Here is a 16,425-nt window from a genome sequence, read left to right as displayed (position 1 = left end):
CAGAGCTATGCCGATTTAGGGGTAAAGGAGTGTCTATGTCTACAGAGATTGCAAGCGTCACCCCGCATGTCAACACTACACAATTCAACACTACACAAAACACTACACAGTTAGATGCACCCCGCACTGCCCATACACCCAATCTAAAAAACCCAGAGGTGTCTTCTGTCAACGAAAGCAAGTTAGAGCACAGCAAAAAGGACGAAGAAACCCCTTTAGGGGAACAGGATTTGCAGAAGCTGACGAAAGAGCTCAACGAGAAGATGAAGCGTATTGAGTCGAAATTGACCTTTAGTTACAACGAGGTTTTGCATAGCCTTGTTGTAACAATTAAGGACAGCAATGGGGATCGGATCATCCGTGAAATCCCCTCGCAGGAGGTGATTAAGCTCACCGAGAAAATGCGCGATATTTTGGGGATCATCTTCGACAAAAAGGGCTAGAGCGCACCGGAGCAACACATGGGAATTGGAAAACTTAGTTCGTTAGGAATTGGCAGTAAGGTTTTAAACTACGATGTGATCGACAAACTCAAAAAAGCCGATGAACAAATGATGGTTGCCCCCATTGAAAAAAAAATGGAGGCGAATGTTGAAAAACAAAAAGCCCTCATTGAAATCAAAAGTCTCATCTCCAATCTCAAAGCCCCTGTAAGTGCTCTTACCGACTACTCCACTTACACGAGCCGCAACAGCAGTGTGAGTGGAAGTGCCGTTAAAGCTACAGTGAGCCCGGGCATTCCGATGCAAAATATTAAGGTCGAAGTAGAAGACCTAGCCCAGGGCGACATCAATGAGGTAACCACTCACTTTAGGGACCGAGACGATGCCTTTAGCGAAGCCAACACCAAATTGCACTTTTACACCAATGGCAAGAACTACACCATCGACATTAAAGCCGGGATGAGCCTAGGCGATGTGGCGCAGGCGATCACAGATGCGACCGATGGCAATGTTTTAGGCATTGTGATGAAAACGGGGGGAGACAAGCCCTACCAGCTCATGCTCAACAGCAAAAACCCTGGGGCAAATAGCCGCATTTACTTCGGCACGAGCGTGATCTCCCATTTGAGCAGCGATGCGCCCATCACTTTGGTGGCGGGCAGCAAAGACCCCACCACGGGTAAAACCACCGAGGATGATTTTTTCATTAAGGTGAAGGATGCACAGGGGCAAGAGGTAAAAATCCCCATCACCCTAACCATCGGCACCAAAACCCCTGTACAGAACAAAAATCAGGCCTTGCAAGAGGCGATCAAAAAGGCATTAGAGGCTAACCCTCAAACCAAATCCCTTCTAGAGAACGGACAGCTCAACGTGGGGCTCATCAACGATGGTAAGTCTTTGATCCTCAATGACAAAAGGGGGTTTGGCGTAGAAGTGGGCGGGGCTAAGGCAGCAGAGCTCGGTTTTGTGAAAACCACTTCTAGCACAGACGACCTTGTTAAGGGTAAAACAGGTATCCCCTCCGGGCAAATTAAAGGGGTGGTGAACTTCAATGGACATGCCATTGACCTTTCTAAAATCACTTTTTTAGCCAACTCCAGCGATGACAATGGCAAGGCGATCGTTAAAGCCATCAATGCCATCAGCGGCTTGCACGCCTCTTTGGGCGCAGATGGGAAGTTAGTCTTAAACAGCGACAGCGGAGAGCTGCGTATTTCGGGCGTGGGGGCAGCGGGCAAGGCGGCGGTGTCTAGCTTGGGCTTAAGTGAGGGCTTGAGCCAGTCCTACGCCAAAATGCACGATCTCTTTGGGTTTAAAAATCTGCAGCGTGCTTCGGATGCGAAATTTACCTACAACGGCGCGACCATCACCCGCCCCACCAATGAGGTCAACGATGTGATCAATGGGGTGTCTTTAACTTTGCTCGCCAAAACCGATCCGGGCAAGCCCGCCATTGTGAGCATCACCAGGGATAGCAAGGCGATCGTAGACAACATCAAAGCCTTTGTCAAAGCCTACAATGAATTGATGCCCAAATTAGACGAAACCACCCGCTACGACCCAGACACCCACATCGCCGGGGTATTCAATGGGGTGAGCGACATCCGCACAATTCGCTCCTCCATCAACAACGCCATCGCCTTTAGCATTACAAGCGCGAAGGGGGTGGATAGCTTAATGAAATACGGCATTAGCCTAGATGAGCATGGCAAAATGAGTCTAGATGAGGCTAGGCTCACAAATGCGATCGAAACCGACCCCCAAGCCGCTCAAGACTTCTTTTATGGCAGCGATGTCAAGGGCATGGGAGGTAAAGAAATCCACCAAGACGGGATTTTTATCCGCTTAGATAAAGTTTTGGCGGGTTTGGTCGATGGTGGAAATGCGCGTTTGAAATTATACGAAGATTCGCTAGAACAAGATGCCAAAGACCTTAAAAAAGACAAGGATAGTGCGATGGAAATGCTCAAGACTCGCTATGACACGATGGCAGAGCGCTTCGCCGCTTACGATGAGCGCATTTCAAAAGCGAATAAATCCTTTGATGCGGTGCAGATGATGATCGATCAGGCAGCCGCTAAAAAGAACTAAGAAAGGGAGAGAATGTTTAAAGCCAACGCCTACAACATGTATCAGCAGAATGCGGTTACCGTGGAGTCGCCTGCCAAGCTCATTGAAATGCTCTACGAGGGGATTTTAAAGTTTGCTGCCCAAGCCAAACGCCATATGGAAGCTGGGGACATTGAAAGGAAGATCGTCTACATTAACAAAGTTACAGATATTTTTACAGAGTTGCTGAATATCTTAGACTATGAGCGGGGTGGAGAGGTCGCTGTGTATCTCACTGGGCTCTACACCCACCAAATCAAACTACTCACCCAAGCCAATGTTGAGAATGACAGCGAAAAAATCGATTTGGTGATGCGTGTGGCGCGGGGGCTTTTAGAAGCGTGGAGAGAGATACACCCTCATGAACTGGGTCGATGAGCTTAAAGTTGCGCTTTTGGAAAACAACCTAGAGCGTGCTTCTTTTTTGGTCGAAACTTGCCCCTTTCTAAGTAGCCCTTGCACTGATTTAGAAACCTTGCAAAGCGCAAGAACTCTCATTGCCACTACCATTGAGCGTCTACAAGTAGAACAACGCACTTTAGGCGCGCAAATGCGCCAACTCAAAGCTGCCCAAAAATTCTTAGAAGTCTCGTAGACGTTAAACAGCATTAAACTTAAAGCGTTACAATGCCCTAAAAAAGGGGTTTTAAGTGGATAAAGTTATGGTTTTAGCGACAGGGGGGACAATCGCGGGTACAGGAGAGGGTGGGGCTTATACGAGTGGGCAGGTCGGTGTGGGGGATTTGCTTAAAGGGGTTGTGCCAAAGGGCATAGAAATCGAGAGCATGCAAATTTCTAATGTCGGTTCACAAGACATGCACAGCGGCATTTGGCTGCAACTCTTAGAAAAAATCCACACCCTAAGCGCACAAGAGGATATACAAGGTTTTGTCATCACGCATGGCACGGATACAATGGAAGAGACGGCTTACTTCTTGCACTTGAATGCGCAATCTTGTAAACCCGTGGTGCTCACAGGGGCGATGCGCAACTCCACGAGCCTAAGTCCCGATGGGCCGCTAAACCTTTACAACGCTCTAGCTGTGTGTGCCCACCCTGGAAGTGTGGGGCTTGGGGTTTTGGTGGCCATGGATGAGAGTATTTATAGCGCACGTGATGTCAGCAAGACCCACACTAGCCATTTAGGTGCCTTCAAAGCCCCAAATGTGGGGTCCATCGGACATGTCTACTATGGTCATGTGTCCTTTCACGCCAAGCCCACCAAAAAGCACACCCTGCAAAGCCAACTAGTCTTAAAGGACACAGCAGCACCCCTACCTAAAGTGGCGGTGGTTTACACCCATGTAGATTGTGGGGATTTTCTATTGAAAGCCGCTCTACAAGCGGGCGTGCAAGGCGTGGTGGTGGCAGGGCTAGGCAATGGCAATGTGAGCCAAACCCTCTTAGAAGCGATGGCACAGGCGGTTAAGCAGGGTGTGGTCGTGGTGCGCTCGAGCCGTGTGGGCAGTGGGTGCGTTTTACTTGGCGAAGTGGACGATGTCCGTTATCGCTTTGTGCGTGCCGGGGATTTAAACCCCCAAAAAGCAAGGGTCTTATTGCAATTAGCCCTACTTAAAACCACAAACCCCGAGGTCATTCAAGAGTTTTTTAACACGCATTAGGATAAGGGGGCTAAGCCCCCTTTGCCTAAACCTAGCTTGCCCTAAAATTTAGCGTAATAAAACAGCGTGTATTTTTCGTAAGTTTCGCCATCGTTGCTAGAACTGCTAAAAATGCCCCCTTTTTTAGAACTGCTTGCCTTATTGGCAAAACTCTTGACATAATGTTTAGCCCCCTCGCTTATACCAGCACTGATCTCGCATTGGATTTCCGTGGATTCTTTAAGGGTTTTTTCCATTTCAAAGCAACTCACAAACTCCGCTCCACTTTGGATACTGCCCCCATTACGCTTAAAGGCATCCACCACAGCCCGTACGCCCAAATTGCCTAAATCGGTGTCTGTAACTTGTTGCTGACTAAGCCAACTGTCTAACCCCGATGCAGACTCTTTATAGCCATAATTGCCTGATCCACGCGTAAGAGATGTGTTGTTGTGGTTTTCGGCATAATTGCGTGCCTGTGTGCCCACTTTAAAATCGCCAAGACCCACGCCTAGGGATTTTTTGCTTTCACTATAGGCACTGCTTGTTTTGCTCATGTGGATATAAAATTTTTCTTTCCCCATTTTAGAAAAGAGCATGTCTAAGAAATCCGCCACATCGAGCCAATAGTCTTGCTGATAAGTTTCCAATTTGTAGTAACGCCCCGGGAAAATGTCTGACTCGAGCAGTAAAAAACTTTCATCGCTAGAGGGGCTCAGTCTTTCGCCAAATTTTGTAACCAAAGATCCACCGCCATAGGTGATTTTACCAAAACCAAAAGACTTGCCAAGTTCCTGATCTTTTTTAAATTCTCTTAGTTTGTTCTCGCCCAACAATAGATACTTTTGCATGTTTATCCTTTATGTGTCAATGTGTGTGTGGCAAAAGCCACCAAAGCCCCAAGTCCTCCCATCAACGCCGCTAAAAGAGAAACCTTTTTAATCTTTAGCCCCTTTTTGGCGTGTTGGTCTAGGGCTTTTAGGCGTTCTAAAATATCCCCTCCAAACCCAAGCACCAATGCACTTGCCCCCACCGCCTCCAAACTCTCGTTTTTGTCATAGACAAAGACCGCAAAGCACGCCCGCCCGATATTGTCTTGCTTAGGGTGCTTGAGATAGGCTAGGTGCATGCCCCTCACAACATAAATGCCCTCTTTGTCAAGATCGCCCTTGAAGCCCAAGAGCGTTTTGTTGAGGATTTGCAAAGCTTGATCGGCTGACGCACCCTCTAGCAAGTACGTGTCTTGTACCACCAAGAGCGCATCGTTGCTAAGGCTTTGCATTTGGGCATAAACGCTCATCACATGCCTTATAGCTTTAAAAAGCTACAAATGTCGCTATAAGGAGCTTTTGTGAGATCAAAGATATTGACAGCACACACGGATTGCAAGTCCTTAATCCACCTGTTGAACTCCTCTTGGCTAATTTCGTCTAAATGCGTACCCAAACAATAAAACTCGTTTGCATGCCTTTTGTGGCTGTCTAAATCGTAGCGATCGCAAGTGCTGGGCTTGTTTGCATCAAAGACATACACGCTTTTACAATCCGAGTCGTCTAGACTATATTGCTTTTTCACTTCGGCGATTGTGGCTTCGTTTAGGCTGTGGTTCTCTCCCGTGCAATCCACAACGACAAAATTTTCACCCCACCATCTCTTCTTCTCACGCGCCTTAGCTTGTGTTGTCTGTTTGTAACCCCCCTTAAATTTTTCCTCAACCAACACATTGCCTAATTCCGTTTTACCCACTCCCGGCGATCCATACAGAAAAACCGCTTTAGCCATGTTTGTCCTTTTTTAAATTGACTTTGCAAAACATACAGACCTACCCAAAAATGGATTCCCAAAACCCTTTTTGGGGCGATTTCTCTAAATTTTGTGGCACGGCTCTCGTCCCGCTTTTTACAACCCAAGAGGGGTCTTTGGCTCTAGGGGGGTTATGGCTAGAACACACAGGCACGATATAGTATTTATTGCCAATGCGATCCACTTTAACATGTGCGCCTATGCTCGCACTTTCATTACATTCCGCGTTGCAACAAATGGGGTTGGAGTCGCCCGAATAGGTTTTGTAAAACTCAATCCAAGTTCTAGCCTCAGGATTTGGTATATAGTCGCTAGTCCCACTAATGTGCTTTACTTTACAATACTCACCTTTCAATGTTTCATAGATCAATTCCGTATCAGCCATCGTTTCCTTTCTATAAAAAATTAAAAAAGACAAAAGCATTTTAACGAGAGAGAGAGAGAGTCAAGGGGATTTTAAAACATAGGGTTAAAAAGTTAAAAAAGGGGTATAGAGGTAACACCAGCCCCCAACACACCCCAATACAAGAAAGCTAAAGGACTCTAAAGGGGCTAAAAACTATAGACGTAGTTAAAAAACACCTAGTTAAAAAACACCGCAATAAGGACAAGTGGCCAAGCTCTCAACGCCATGCCGTCTATTTTTTCTGTCTTAGCACAAAAAATTAATTTATACTTTTAACTAAAAGTCATGCTTTAATAAACTTATATCAACAAACTCCGCCGCGCTGTGCTATAATGACTCCCCTTTAATTTAATTTAATTTAGGCTAGGGCGGTGATCGCTTGCGTAAAGTCTTTGGCATGATCGTGGGCAGCTATGTACTTTTAGCCCTTGTGGGGGCCCTTGTGCTTGATTTGGCCCCCATGCACACTAAACCCGTCGCCTTTTTAGACTTGTTTTTCACTGCCACTTCTGCAGTGTGCCTAACAGGTCTCATCACCACAAACCCCGCGACAGATTTTAGCGTCTATGGGCAGGCGGTGCTCTTGGGGTTGATACAGGCAGGGGGCTTTGGCTACATGGGGCTGGCGGGGTTTTTGTTCTTGCTCTTGGGGAAGAAAATGGGCTTTAAAGGGCGTTTAATGCTTAAAGAGTCGCTAGATTACCCCAACATGCAGGGCGTGATCTTGTATCTTAAAAAAATCCTGCTTTTCACTTTGGCAATTGAGGGCGTGGGGGCCCTGCTTTTGAGCGTGTGCTTTGCACTGCATTTACCCCTTAAGCAAGCCCTCTGGGCGGGGCTGTTTCATGCCATTTCTGCCTTCAACAACGCCGGCTTTAGCATTTTTGCCTCTAATTTGGTGGAATATCAAACAAATGTCCCGATCAACCTCATCATTTGCGCCCTCATCATCTTGGGCGGTTTGGGCTTTTTGGTCTTAAGCGAGTGTTATAACTACCGCAAAAAAGCCCGCCTAAGCGTACACACGCGCATTGTGCTGTGGGCGACTTTGGGTTTTCTTTTGCTTGGCGTGGCGGTGGTCTTGCTCTTTGAGTGGGACAACCCTAAGAGCATAGGGAGTTTGAGTACATGGGCGAAAGTGATGGCAGCGTTTTTTCTCTCGGTGAATTTACGCACAGCGGGCTTTAACAGCATAGACATAGCAAGTTTGCACGATGAGAGTCTATTCTTTTCCTCACTGCTGATGGTGATAGGGGCAGCACCAGCCAGCACAGCGGGGGGGATTAAAATCACCACACTAACAATCCTTCTAGCCTACGCCTACCATGCTCTAAAAGGGCAAGAAGTCGTGCTGTTTAAGCGCACCATCCCCCAAAGTGCGGTGAAAAAATCCTTTTTGATTTTCATTGTCGCCCTGTTTTACATTGTCGTTTCTGCCATGATTTTAAGCGCAACTGAAGACCGCCAAAACAAATTCTTCTTACATTTGTTCTTTGAGATTTGTTCGGCGTTTGGCACAGTGGGGGTGAGTACGGGCAATGGGGGCGATCTCTCATTGGTGGCGCAGTTTAACAGTTTTGGGAAGTTGTATCTAATGCTCTTGATGTTTATGGGGCGGGTGGGCGTGTTGGTCTTTAGCATGGCGTTGGTGGGTAAGAGCAAAACGCACCATGTCCACTACCCTGAAGAAGAGGTGGTTTTATGAAAACTTATGCGGTTTTGGGTTTAGGCAAATTTGGCGGGCATGTCGCTAGGGGTCTCATTGAAAATGGGGAGCAAATCATCGCTGCCGATGTCAATGAAGAGCGGGTGAAGCTCTTTAAAAGCGTGTGCGATAATTTGTTTATTTTAGACACGACCGACAGCGTAGCCCTCAAGGAAACGGGCATCAACGAAGCCGACATTGCGATTGTGAGCATAGGCCAAAGCGTGGAAGCCTCCATTTTAACCGTGATGGCACTCAAAGAGAGCGGGGTTAAGGAAGTGATCGCCAAGGCCTCTACACTTATCCATGGTAAAATTCTCGCCAAAATCGGCACGGACCGGGTGATTTACCCCGAAAGGGACGCAGCTAAACGCCTTGTTAGAGGGCTTAGCCTGAATCCCCATTTAGACATCATAGAGATCACCACGCACATGCGCCTTGTGCGCCTACTCATCACCCCCGAACACGCCCAAAGGACGTTGCAGGATTTCTTAGACATTTCTAAAGCGGATTTAGAGGTCGTGGCGCTCAAGCACGGGGCGCAGTGGGATTACCAAGTCCCTATGGGCACACTCCTAGCCGAGGGGGACATTTTGCTTTTAATCGGGGCAGCTAAGGAAGTGGATGTCCTTTTAGCCAACAAGCCTAAAGGCTGATTTGCTCTAAAATCTCCAACGCCCCTTTTTCTATAAAGCGCTCTAAGAGCAGCTGCAAAAGTTCATCCGCCTCTTGCACATGCCCACTCACCCGCTCCTCCACCACTTGGCTTGCATCCACCAACCCCACAACAGCGCGCATGTCTAGCACCTCCCCCTTCAAGGACGCATGCACGCCTAGAGGCACTTGACAGCCCCCATTGAGTTTAGCGATAAAAGTCCGCTCTAGCCCACATAAAAACGCGCTTCTTGGATCGTTTAGCTGTGTGATGGTGGCAAAGAGCGGGTGGTCGCTTGCCATTTCCACGCCCAGTGCCCCCTGCCCCATGCACGGGAGCATTTGCTTGAAGCTCAAAGGCACGCAATAAGGCATGCGTATTTGCAGCCGCTCCACCCCCGCATAGGCTAAAATGATCGCATCAAACGCCCCCTCTTTTAGGCGTTGCAAGCGGGTTTGGACATTGCCCCTAAGGCTCAAAGTGTCTAAATCGGGGCGCAGTCTCTTTAGCTGCATGCAGCGGCGCAGGGAAGTGGTGCCCACTTTTGCGCCTGGGGGCAAATCCTCTAAAAAGGGGTAATGCACGCTCAAAAAGCAATCTCTAGAATCCGCCCTTTTGCTGACACAGGCTAGGCTTAAGGGGGGGGGCAAATCCACAGGGACATCTTTAAGCGAATGCACGGCTAAGTCTAACGCCCCCACGAGCAAAAGCTCTTCGAGCTCTTTGGTGAAAAGCCCCTTGCCCCCGATTTTAGCCAAAGGGACATCTAGGATTTTATCCCCCCTGGTTTTGACGACCTCAATGCGGCTTTTTAAGCCCAAAGTTTCTAATTGCGTTTGTATGTAGCGGGCTTGCCACAGGGCTAACTGGCTGCCCCGACTCCCGATCACCAATTCCCTCATTTTTTCTTATCGCTCACTTCCACATCAATGATTTCGGGCCCATTGGGGTCTGTTGTGGGCTCTTTCTTACGCACACTAGCCACCAAGAGCAAGAGCAAGCCGAAAATGTCGCACAGCACTCCGGGCAAGAGCAACAACACCCCGCCCACCGAGCGCAAAAACAGCCCTTCAGCCCACGACAAGGGGTTTAGCCGCTCATTGACAAGCTCGGTTAGGTTGTGAAAGGGGCCTCTTAACAGCACCACGCCCCCTAAAAACGCGCTCGCCGCCACCTCAAGCAAAAAGGAAAAAACCCCGAAGCGATTCACCACCTGCACCACTAAATAAATTTCAAAGGCCAAGTAGCCAAGTCCAAGCAAGAACACAAAGGGCATTACACACCCTTAAGGAAGTCTAGGACCTCTTGTTGGCTCATCTCTTGTTTGCTTAAGCCGTGGCGTTTGATGATCTCAAACACCCCCTCTTTGGCCTTGTTGCCTACAATGAGCGCATAAGAGCAGCCCATCAGCTCAAAATCCGCCATTTTTGCCCCAAAACGTTCGGCTCTGTCGTCTAAAAGCACCTCCACTTTAGCGTTTAAAAGCTCCGTGTAAAGAGACTCGCCTAAGTCATCGAGCGCGTGATCTTTAGTGTTTGCCACAATCAGCACCACCTTGAAGGGAGCGGTGCTACCACTCCACACACAGCCCTTTTCATCGGCATTTTGCTCCAAAATGGCGGCAAGCAGACGACTCACCCCGATCCCATAGCAGCCCATTTCAAAGCAACACGCCCGCCCCTCTTTGTCTAAAAACTGCGCCCCCAGACTCTTAGAGTATTTGTCCCCGAGTTTGAAAATGTGCCCCACCTCTATGCTCTTGTGGTGTTCTAGCACCCCTCCACACAGAGCGCACGCCTGCCCTGCCCCAGCAGTGGCGATGTCTTGGTAATTTAGCCCGCTAAAGGTGGCTAAATCCACGCCCACAAAATGCATCCCCTCTTCATTCGCCCCACAAATTAGGCTGTCGGCTTCTTGTAAATCCGTGTCAAAGAAAACTAAAGCATTTGGCACAAGGTGCTGCAAGCCATAAGGCCCGATGTAGCCGGCAAAGAGCCCATATTTTCTTAGCTCTGCGCCCTCTATGTCTTCTAAACTTAAAGCGGGCACCTGGCTTTTGCAAGCGTTTAAAGCTTTGGTTTCCTCTAAGCTGTCATCACCCCGCACAAAGAATACCGCCAGTTGGCTTTCTGCATTGTCTAAAAGCACTTTTTTTACAACCGCTTTTAAGATAAAAAAGGGCTCCACCTTTAAGTAGGCACTCACCGCCTCAATGCTGGGGGTGTTGGGGGTGGGGAATTTGGCAAAGGCGGCTTTAGGGACATTGTCCGGCTCTGCTCTCTTGGCTCTCTTGGCGACCTCTATATTTGCCACATAGGCGCAACTGGCACAGGCCACCAAAGTGTCCTCCCCACAGGGGGCTAAGAGCACAAACTCTTTGCTCTTGCTGCCCCCAATCGCCCCGCTGTCGGCTTCAATCGCACGCACTTTAAGCCCTAGCCGTGTAAAGATTTCATGGTAGGCTTGATGCATGTTCTCAAATTCTCTATCTAGGTCGGTGGTGTCGGCGTGGAAGCTGTAAGCGTCCTTCATGATAAATTCTCTAGCACGCATGAGCCCAAAGCGGGGACGAATTTCGTCCCTAAATTTGGTGTGGATTTGGTAGAGATTGATGGGGAGCTGCTTGTAGCTTTTAATGTGGGCTTTGGCGATCGCTGTCGCCACTTCCTCGTGGGTGGGGCCTAGCACAAAATCGTTGTCTTTGCGGTCTTTAAAGACTAAAAGTTCCTTGCCATACTTGTCAAAACGCCCGCTCTCTTGCCATAAACTAGCGGGCGTAACAAAGTTAAACAAGCAGCTTTGCGCCCCATGCGCTTGCATGACCTCATCTATGATGCTGATGATTTTTTTAAGCACCCTCTGTCCCAGGGGCAAAAAGCTATACACCCCACTGCCAATTTGTTGGATGTAGCCCGCTTGCACCAAAAATTGGTGGCTTTTGAGCACCGCGTCTTTGGGGGGTTCTTTTAAAGTGGGGGCAAAGAGTTTGGAGTAACGCATTAAAGTCCTTTAGAATGTTCGCAGCGGTAAGCGTTTAAAAACAACGGGTCGCTTCCTAGACTAAAAAGGGTTTTTAGCGCCTCGCCTAGCATGTCGCCCTCCTCTTTGTGGGCGTTTTTCTTTAGGGTGGCGGTGGGTTGGTGTAAAAAGGTGTTGAAAGCGTTGTGTAGGATTTTGGCGACATTGTCTTGCAACTCGGGGGGGATGTAGCCCTTTTTCACCGCTTTATTGAGCTCTTTAAGGGCGGCTTGTTTGGCAAGGTCTCTAAGCCCCTTGATGAGTGGGTCTAGCTCTAAAGTCTGCAGCCATGCAAAGAATTGCGCCGTGTCCTCGGCGATGATGGCATGCGCTTTGGCGGTGTCTTTTTGGCGTTTTTCTAAATTGTCGGAGACGACTCCTTTTAAATCATCCACGCTGTAAAGCCACACGCTAGAGTCTTTGGGGTCTTGGATGTCTCTTGGCACGGCCAAATCAAACCAAAAGCGCCTAAAGGGGGTGGGCTCTAGCATGTCGGGCGTGATGAGGGGGTTTGGGGAGTGGGTGGCGCTGAAACAAAAGGGGTGGGTGTTGATGTGTGTTTTTAAATTCTCTAGGCCATCAATGCGCATGTGGGGTTCATTGAGGGTGTCCATGAAATTTTGGGCGTTTTCTAGGCTGCGGTTACACAAAAGCACTTCAAAGCCCTTAGCAAGCAGGTGTTTACACACAAGTTGCCCCATTTGCCCCACACCCACCACCACCGCCTTTTTAGGCAAGTTTTCGCTTTCTAGCACCTCTAGGGCTTGCTTGACTGCCATGGACGCAATGGATACAACTTGCGAAGAAATGGCGGTAACACTCCTTACCCGCCCCGCACATTTAAAGGCAAAATGCGTCAAGCGGCTTAAATGCTTGCCGCAAAGCTTTGCCTCAAAACACGCTTTATACGCCTCTTTGAGCTGCCCCGTGATTTGGGTTTCGCCCACGACTAAACTATCAAGGCTGCTTGCCACGCTAAAGCTGTGATAAACCGCCTCCGTGTGGGTGTATTGCGTGCTTTTTTCTTGCAAAAGGGCTAGGGGCAAGCTCTTGGCGTGGGCGAGTGCCTCCAACACCATGCCAAAATCCACCGCCCCATAGCAGTAAAATTCCACCCGATTGCAAGTGCAAAGCCCGATGATTTCCTTAAGGCTGGGCTGTTGGTGCTTCAAGTCTTGCAAGAAGTGCAACAGGGCGGCGTTGTCCTTAAAAGCCAACTGCTCGCGCAACTCAATGGGTAGGCGTTTATATGTGAAACTAAGGACACTGTAATACGAATCCACTCTAGCCCCCTAAAATTGTCTTTCTAAAACCCGCAAGGCCATCGCCTCCAGGGCTTGGTTGTTCTCGCCCCTGATCGCTTCTAGGGCTTTGTAGGTGTAAGCTTTGGCCTCTTGCAAAGTGGCTTGGACGATGTTGTGTTCTTGAAATTTTTCGCTGCACCACAGCTTTGCCTCCTCTTTGGGGCTTTTAAAATGCCCCTTCAAAATGCCCTGCTCTGCGGGGTTTAGGCGTTGGTGCAAGAGAATGTAGGGTAGGGTGCTTTTGCCCTCTTTAAAGTCGCTAAAGGCGGGCTTGCCTAGCACCTCTTTGGGTTGGGTGATGTCTAGCAAGTCGTCAATGATTTGGAAGGCAATGCCAAAGTTGCGCCCAAAGGCAGCGTATTTCTCAAAGTCTAAGCCTGCCAACAGAGCCGCCCCCCCGCTGCTCGCCACAATCAGGGCTGCGCTCTTGTCGGCAACCATGTCTATGTAAAAATCTTGATTGGGGTTAAAGGCTTCAGCCATTTGGGTGTCTTTGATTTCGCCCCTTGAGAGAGCCACCACACTTTGGGCGACCACTTCTATCACGGGTTTAGCAAAGTCGGCTAAGGCGCAAAAGGCTTTGGAGTAAAAAATGTCGCCGAGCATGATGGCGTTTGTGTTGCCAAAAGTGTAGTTTAGCGATTCGTGTCCGCGCCTTGTGGCGGCGTTGTCGATGACATCATCGTGGAGCAAGGATGCGGTTTGGATCATTTCTATGATGGCGCAAAAGTCCACGAGCTTAGGATGTTTGGCGCAAATGGTTAGGATAAGGCGGCTTCTTAGCATTTTACCCACGCCTAAGTTTTGTGCCATATGCAGGGCTTGGGGGCTTTGCACTTCCTTTAAAAATGCCCCGATTTTTTCTTGTATGCGCTCTAACATTAGGGCTCGATCCATTTAAGTTGTGGGGACGCTTTGACTTTTAAGGCCGCCACACCCCTTTGCATGTCAAAGTTTTTGAACGTTACCAAAAAATAGGGGCGTTCTAAATTGTTTGCACCCTCATTGTTTGCAACCTCTTGGGGAGGGGTGGTTTCTTTGAAAATGTCCGCCCTAAAGGTGTTGCGCTGAAAATCTTTATATAAAATGAACTGATAGGGGAAGTGGTTTAAGTTCAAATGCACCACCAACCCGTGGTCTTTAAACAAAGTCCAACGCAAACTCAAGGGCTTTTTAATTTTGCCTAGGCGCAACTCCCCGCTAAAAACTTCGTCTTTTTTAAGCGTGAGCGTGCGATCCAAAGGCTTAGTAGATAAGATAGAGGCGAGCAGCAACACGAGCCAAAGCCTACTCATGCCCGCTAAGGACATGCGCCATGGATTGTATGGCTAAATCCACCTTTTTGGCGTGCACTCTTTCTTGCAAGGCAGGGTCAAATTTGAGCTGTTTTAACAATGTCTCAAATTTGTCCTCTAAGCCCTCTTGCTCTAAAAACAGTGTGCCTAAAGCCCGCCACTCCAAAAACCGCTCCAGTTCTTCCAAAGAACGCTTGGGACTAGCGTGCAGTAGGATTTCCCCCCATTTTTCGAGGGGGTCGCCCTCCAAGACCTCTAAATCTTGTCGCATTAGGCTAGGCTAGCCTTGAGCATCCACACAGATTTTTGCAATTTGGCAAGCTGTTCGTCAGCGTAGGCGGCGGTAACCTTATCGCCCGCTTCATCGGCAAATTCCGAGAGTTGGGTAAAGTGTTTTTCTAAATGCTCGTAGTCGTGCAAAACGGCTTCAAACACTTCTTTAGAGTGGAAACTGTGCTTGCTCTCCTCTTTAATGTGGGCGACTTTCAACGCCTCGGCAAGGGTTACCACGGGGACATGCCCTAGTTGCGCCACCCTTTCGGCCAAATCGTCAAACATGTCGGCAAACTCTTCGTACACGGCTTGCGTGAATTTATGTACGGCGTGGAAGTCATGCCCTTTCACATTCCAATGGAAATTGTGTAACTTCATGAACAAAACGATGCTGTCGGCTTGAAGTTGTCTCAGTAGATCAAGTGTCTTTGTTTTCATAAACTCCCTTTTTTATAGTTTTTTGCTCACTAGTCTTAAAAAACTAGCTGCCCATTTTAGCCTAAAAATGGTTAACGCAAACTTTTGGCCGCGCAACGCTAAGGATTTTTAAATGAAATTAGTTTACAATGGCGGCTTTACACGCCTTAGCGCACTTGCGGATTTTTAAGTATAAATGAAGGTCTTAAAAATGCTCTCTAAAATTTTTCTAAAATCCATGTTTAAAAAGTGGAAAAATGGGGATTACCGCGTGGTGTTTTGGGACAAGGAAGTCTACCAAAACGGCACCAAAACCCCACAATTCACCATAAAAATCAACCGCCCCTTAAAAATGAGCGACATTAAAAAGGACATGTCCTTAACCATTGCCGAAGCCTACATGGACGGGCTGATCGACATTGAGGGCTCGATGGACGCTGTGATGCGGGTGTTGTATTTACAAACCAATTACGACCACTTACACAAGCACGACAACGCCACACCCATCCAGCCCGCCGACAAAGAAAAGTCCAACATCAAAAGCCACTACGATTTAGGCAATGACTTTTACGCCTTGTGGCTAGATGAAACCCTTAGCTACTCTTGCGCTTACTTTAAAAAAGAAAGCGACACTTTGTACCAAGCCCAATTGCAAAAGTTAGATCACACCTTAAAAAAATTAGACCTCAAGCAGGGCGAAAAACTTTTAGACATTGGCTGTGGTTGGGGTTATCTCTCCATTCGGGCAGCGCAAGAATACAATGTGGAAGTGATGGGAATCACCATCTCTGAAGAGCAATTTAAGCAGGCGAGCCAACGGGTGAAGGATTTAGGATTGTCCGATCGGGTTACGATCAAGCTGTTAAATTACCAAGATTTGGACGGCTTGCATTACCGCTTTGATAAGGTCGTGAGCGTGGGGATGTTCGAGCATGTCGGCAAGGCGAATCTGCCCTTTTACTTTAAAAAAGTCAAGGAAGTGCTGAAAGTGGGGGGCATGTTCTTACTGCACTCCATTTTATGTTGCTTTGAGGGCACCACCAACGCATGGATCGATAAATACATTTTTCCCGGCGGGTATCTGCCCTCTTTGCGTGAAGTGATTTCTGTTGCCAGTGAAAGCGATTTTCACTTAGTCTTAGCCGAGAGTTTGCGCTTACACTACGCCAAAACCCTGGACCTTTGGTATAAAAACTTTTGCGACAAACAAGAGCAAATCTCCCAAATGTATGATGCCCGCTTCATCCGTATGTGGTCGCTCTACTTAAACAGCTGCGCCTCCGCCTTTAGGGTAGGTAGCGTGGACCTCTACCAACTGCTTTTAACCAACAGTGTAGACAACACCATCCCCTTGACAAACGCCTATATTTACCAGTAAACCAGTAAAGGACTT

The 16,425-nt window shown here is 48.2% G+C and carries 20 protein-coding genes; 8 read left to right on the top strand and 12 right to left on the bottom strand.

The window, feature by feature from the left end:
* Window positions 1-35 precede the first annotated feature (35 nt).
* From QUE23_RS01085 to QUE23_RS01065, 5 genes are all read left to right on the top strand, one after another.
* Window positions 36-443: a flagellar protein FlaG gene (locus QUE23_RS01085; protein WP_286348874.1), complete on the top strand. Its 408-nt coding sequence runs from the start codon at window positions 36-38 to the stop codon at window positions 441-443.
* Window positions 444-461: 18 nt separating this feature from the next.
* A complete protein-coding gene (gene fliD / locus QUE23_RS01080) occupies window positions 462-2,537 on the top strand; it encodes a flagellar filament capping protein FliD (protein ID WP_286348873.1) in 2,076 nt (691 codons plus the stop codon).
* Between the two features lie 12 nt (window positions 2,538-2,549).
* A complete protein-coding gene (gene fliS / locus QUE23_RS01075) occupies window positions 2,550-2,933 on the top strand; it encodes a flagellar export chaperone FliS (protein WP_286348872.1) in 384 nt (127 codons plus the stop codon).
* Entirely contained in the window at window positions 2,917-3,150 is a 234-nt protein-coding gene (locus tag QUE23_RS01070; protein WP_286348871.1) for a hypothetical protein, read from the top strand. Before fliS ends, QUE23_RS01070 begins: the two co-directional genes overlap by 17 nt.
* A gap of 67 nt (window positions 3,151-3,217) precedes the next feature.
* On the top strand, window positions 3,218-4,177 hold the full coding sequence (locus tag QUE23_RS01065) for an asparaginase (RefSeq protein WP_286349467.1): 960 nt from the start codon (window positions 3,218-3,220) through the stop codon (window positions 4,175-4,177).
* Between the two features lie 41 nt (window positions 4,178-4,218).
* On the opposite strand, the gene QUE23_RS01060 is transcribed toward QUE23_RS01065, so the two are convergent.
* The 4 genes from QUE23_RS01060 to QUE23_RS01045 are packed head-to-tail and all read right to left on the bottom strand — an operon-like array spanning window position 4,219 to window position 6,344.
* Window positions 4,219-5,007 (bottom strand): hypothetical protein, encoded by a 789-nt coding sequence (locus tag QUE23_RS01060; RefSeq protein ID WP_286348870.1) that lies wholly within the window; start codon window positions 5,005-5,007, stop codon window positions 4,219-4,221.
* Between the two features lie 2 nt (window positions 5,008-5,009).
* The gene (locus QUE23_RS01055; RefSeq protein WP_286348869.1) at window positions 5,010-5,456 is read right to left on the bottom strand and encodes a hypothetical protein; all 447 of its coding nucleotides are present in this window, start codon (window positions 5,454-5,456) and stop codon (window positions 5,010-5,012) included.
* An 8-nt stretch (window positions 5,457-5,464) separates the two neighbouring features.
* A complete protein-coding gene (locus QUE23_RS01050; RefSeq protein WP_286348868.1) occupies window positions 5,465-5,938 on the bottom strand; it encodes a GTPase in 474 nt (157 codons plus the stop codon).
* 40 nt (window positions 5,939-5,978) lie between these two features.
* Window positions 5,979-6,344, bottom strand: a complete 366-nt coding sequence (locus tag QUE23_RS01045; RefSeq protein ID WP_286348867.1) for a hypothetical protein — start codon at window positions 6,342-6,344, stop codon at window positions 5,979-5,981.
* A 400-nt stretch (window positions 6,345-6,744) separates the two neighbouring features.
* Here QUE23_RS01045 and QUE23_RS01040 point away from each other — a divergent pair, with 400 nt between their 5' ends.
* Window positions 6,745-8,070 (top strand): TrkH family potassium uptake protein, encoded by a 1,326-nt coding sequence (locus QUE23_RS01040; protein ID WP_286348866.1) that lies wholly within the window; start codon window positions 6,745-6,747, stop codon window positions 8,068-8,070.
* Window positions 8,067-8,726 (top strand): potassium channel family protein, encoded by a 660-nt coding sequence (locus tag QUE23_RS01035; RefSeq protein WP_286348865.1) that lies wholly within the window; start codon window positions 8,067-8,069, stop codon window positions 8,724-8,726. The genes QUE23_RS01040 and QUE23_RS01035 overlap by 4 nt, the downstream gene beginning before the upstream one ends.
* Here QUE23_RS01035 and hemC read toward each other — a convergent pair.
* Genes hemC through QUE23_RS00995 form a run of 8 tightly spaced genes read right to left on the bottom strand, consistent with a single transcriptional unit; the run spans window position 8,716 to window position 15,053 of the window.
* Window positions 8,716-9,627 carry a hydroxymethylbilane synthase gene (gene hemC / locus QUE23_RS01030; protein WP_286348864.1) on the bottom strand — a complete coding sequence of 304 codons (912 nt, stop codon included), beginning with the start codon at window positions 9,625-9,627 and terminating at the stop codon, window positions 8,716-8,718. The genes QUE23_RS01035 and hemC overlap by 11 nt on opposite strands.
* Entirely contained in the window at window positions 9,624-10,001 is a 378-nt protein-coding gene (locus QUE23_RS01025) for an FxsA family protein (protein WP_286348863.1), read from the bottom strand. Before QUE23_RS01025 ends, hemC begins: the two co-directional genes overlap by 4 nt.
* Window positions 10,001-11,725: a proline--tRNA ligase gene (locus QUE23_RS01020; protein WP_286348862.1), complete on the bottom strand. Its 1,725-nt coding sequence runs from the start codon at window positions 11,723-11,725 to the stop codon at window positions 10,001-10,003. The genes QUE23_RS01025 and QUE23_RS01020 overlap by 1 nt, the downstream gene beginning before the upstream one ends.
* Window positions 11,725-13,026: a glutamyl-tRNA reductase gene (hemA, locus tag QUE23_RS01015; RefSeq protein WP_286348861.1), complete on the bottom strand. Its 1,302-nt coding sequence runs from the start codon at window positions 13,024-13,026 to the stop codon at window positions 11,725-11,727. The genes QUE23_RS01020 and hemA overlap by 1 nt, the downstream gene beginning before the upstream one ends.
* 9 nt (window positions 13,027-13,035) lie before the next feature.
* Window positions 13,036-13,944 (bottom strand): polyprenyl synthetase family protein, encoded by a 909-nt coding sequence (locus QUE23_RS01010; RefSeq protein ID WP_286348860.1) that lies wholly within the window; start codon window positions 13,942-13,944, stop codon window positions 13,036-13,038.
* A complete protein-coding gene (locus tag QUE23_RS01005; RefSeq protein ID WP_286348859.1) occupies window positions 13,929-14,357 on the bottom strand; it encodes a hypothetical protein in 429 nt (142 codons plus the stop codon). Before QUE23_RS01005 ends, QUE23_RS01010 begins: the two co-directional genes overlap by 16 nt.
* Window positions 14,335-14,613 (bottom strand): DUF2018 family protein, encoded by a 279-nt coding sequence (locus QUE23_RS01000; protein WP_286348858.1) that lies wholly within the window; start codon window positions 14,611-14,613, stop codon window positions 14,335-14,337. The genes QUE23_RS01005 and QUE23_RS01000 overlap by 23 nt, the downstream gene beginning before the upstream one ends.
* A complete protein-coding gene (locus QUE23_RS00995; protein WP_221272193.1) occupies window positions 14,613-15,053 on the bottom strand; it encodes a Dps family protein in 441 nt (146 codons plus the stop codon). Before QUE23_RS00995 ends, QUE23_RS01000 begins: the two co-directional genes overlap by 1 nt.
* Before the next feature lie 190 nt (window positions 15,054-15,243).
* Between QUE23_RS00995 and QUE23_RS00990 the strand changes: the two genes are divergently transcribed.
* A complete protein-coding gene (locus tag QUE23_RS00990; RefSeq protein WP_286348857.1) occupies window positions 15,244-16,410 on the top strand; it encodes a class I SAM-dependent methyltransferase in 1,167 nt (388 codons plus the stop codon).
* Window positions 16,411-16,425: the final 15 nt, after the last annotated feature.

Origin of the sequence: Helicobacter felistomachi, from assembly GCF_030296895.1 — a bacterium.
In the GTDB taxonomy this organism is placed as follows: domain Bacteria; phylum Campylobacterota; class Campylobacteria; order Campylobacterales; family Helicobacteraceae; genus Helicobacter; species Helicobacter felistomachi.
Note: the sequence above shows the minus strand (reverse complement) of the source record. Positions and strands in the feature narration are given on the sequence as shown.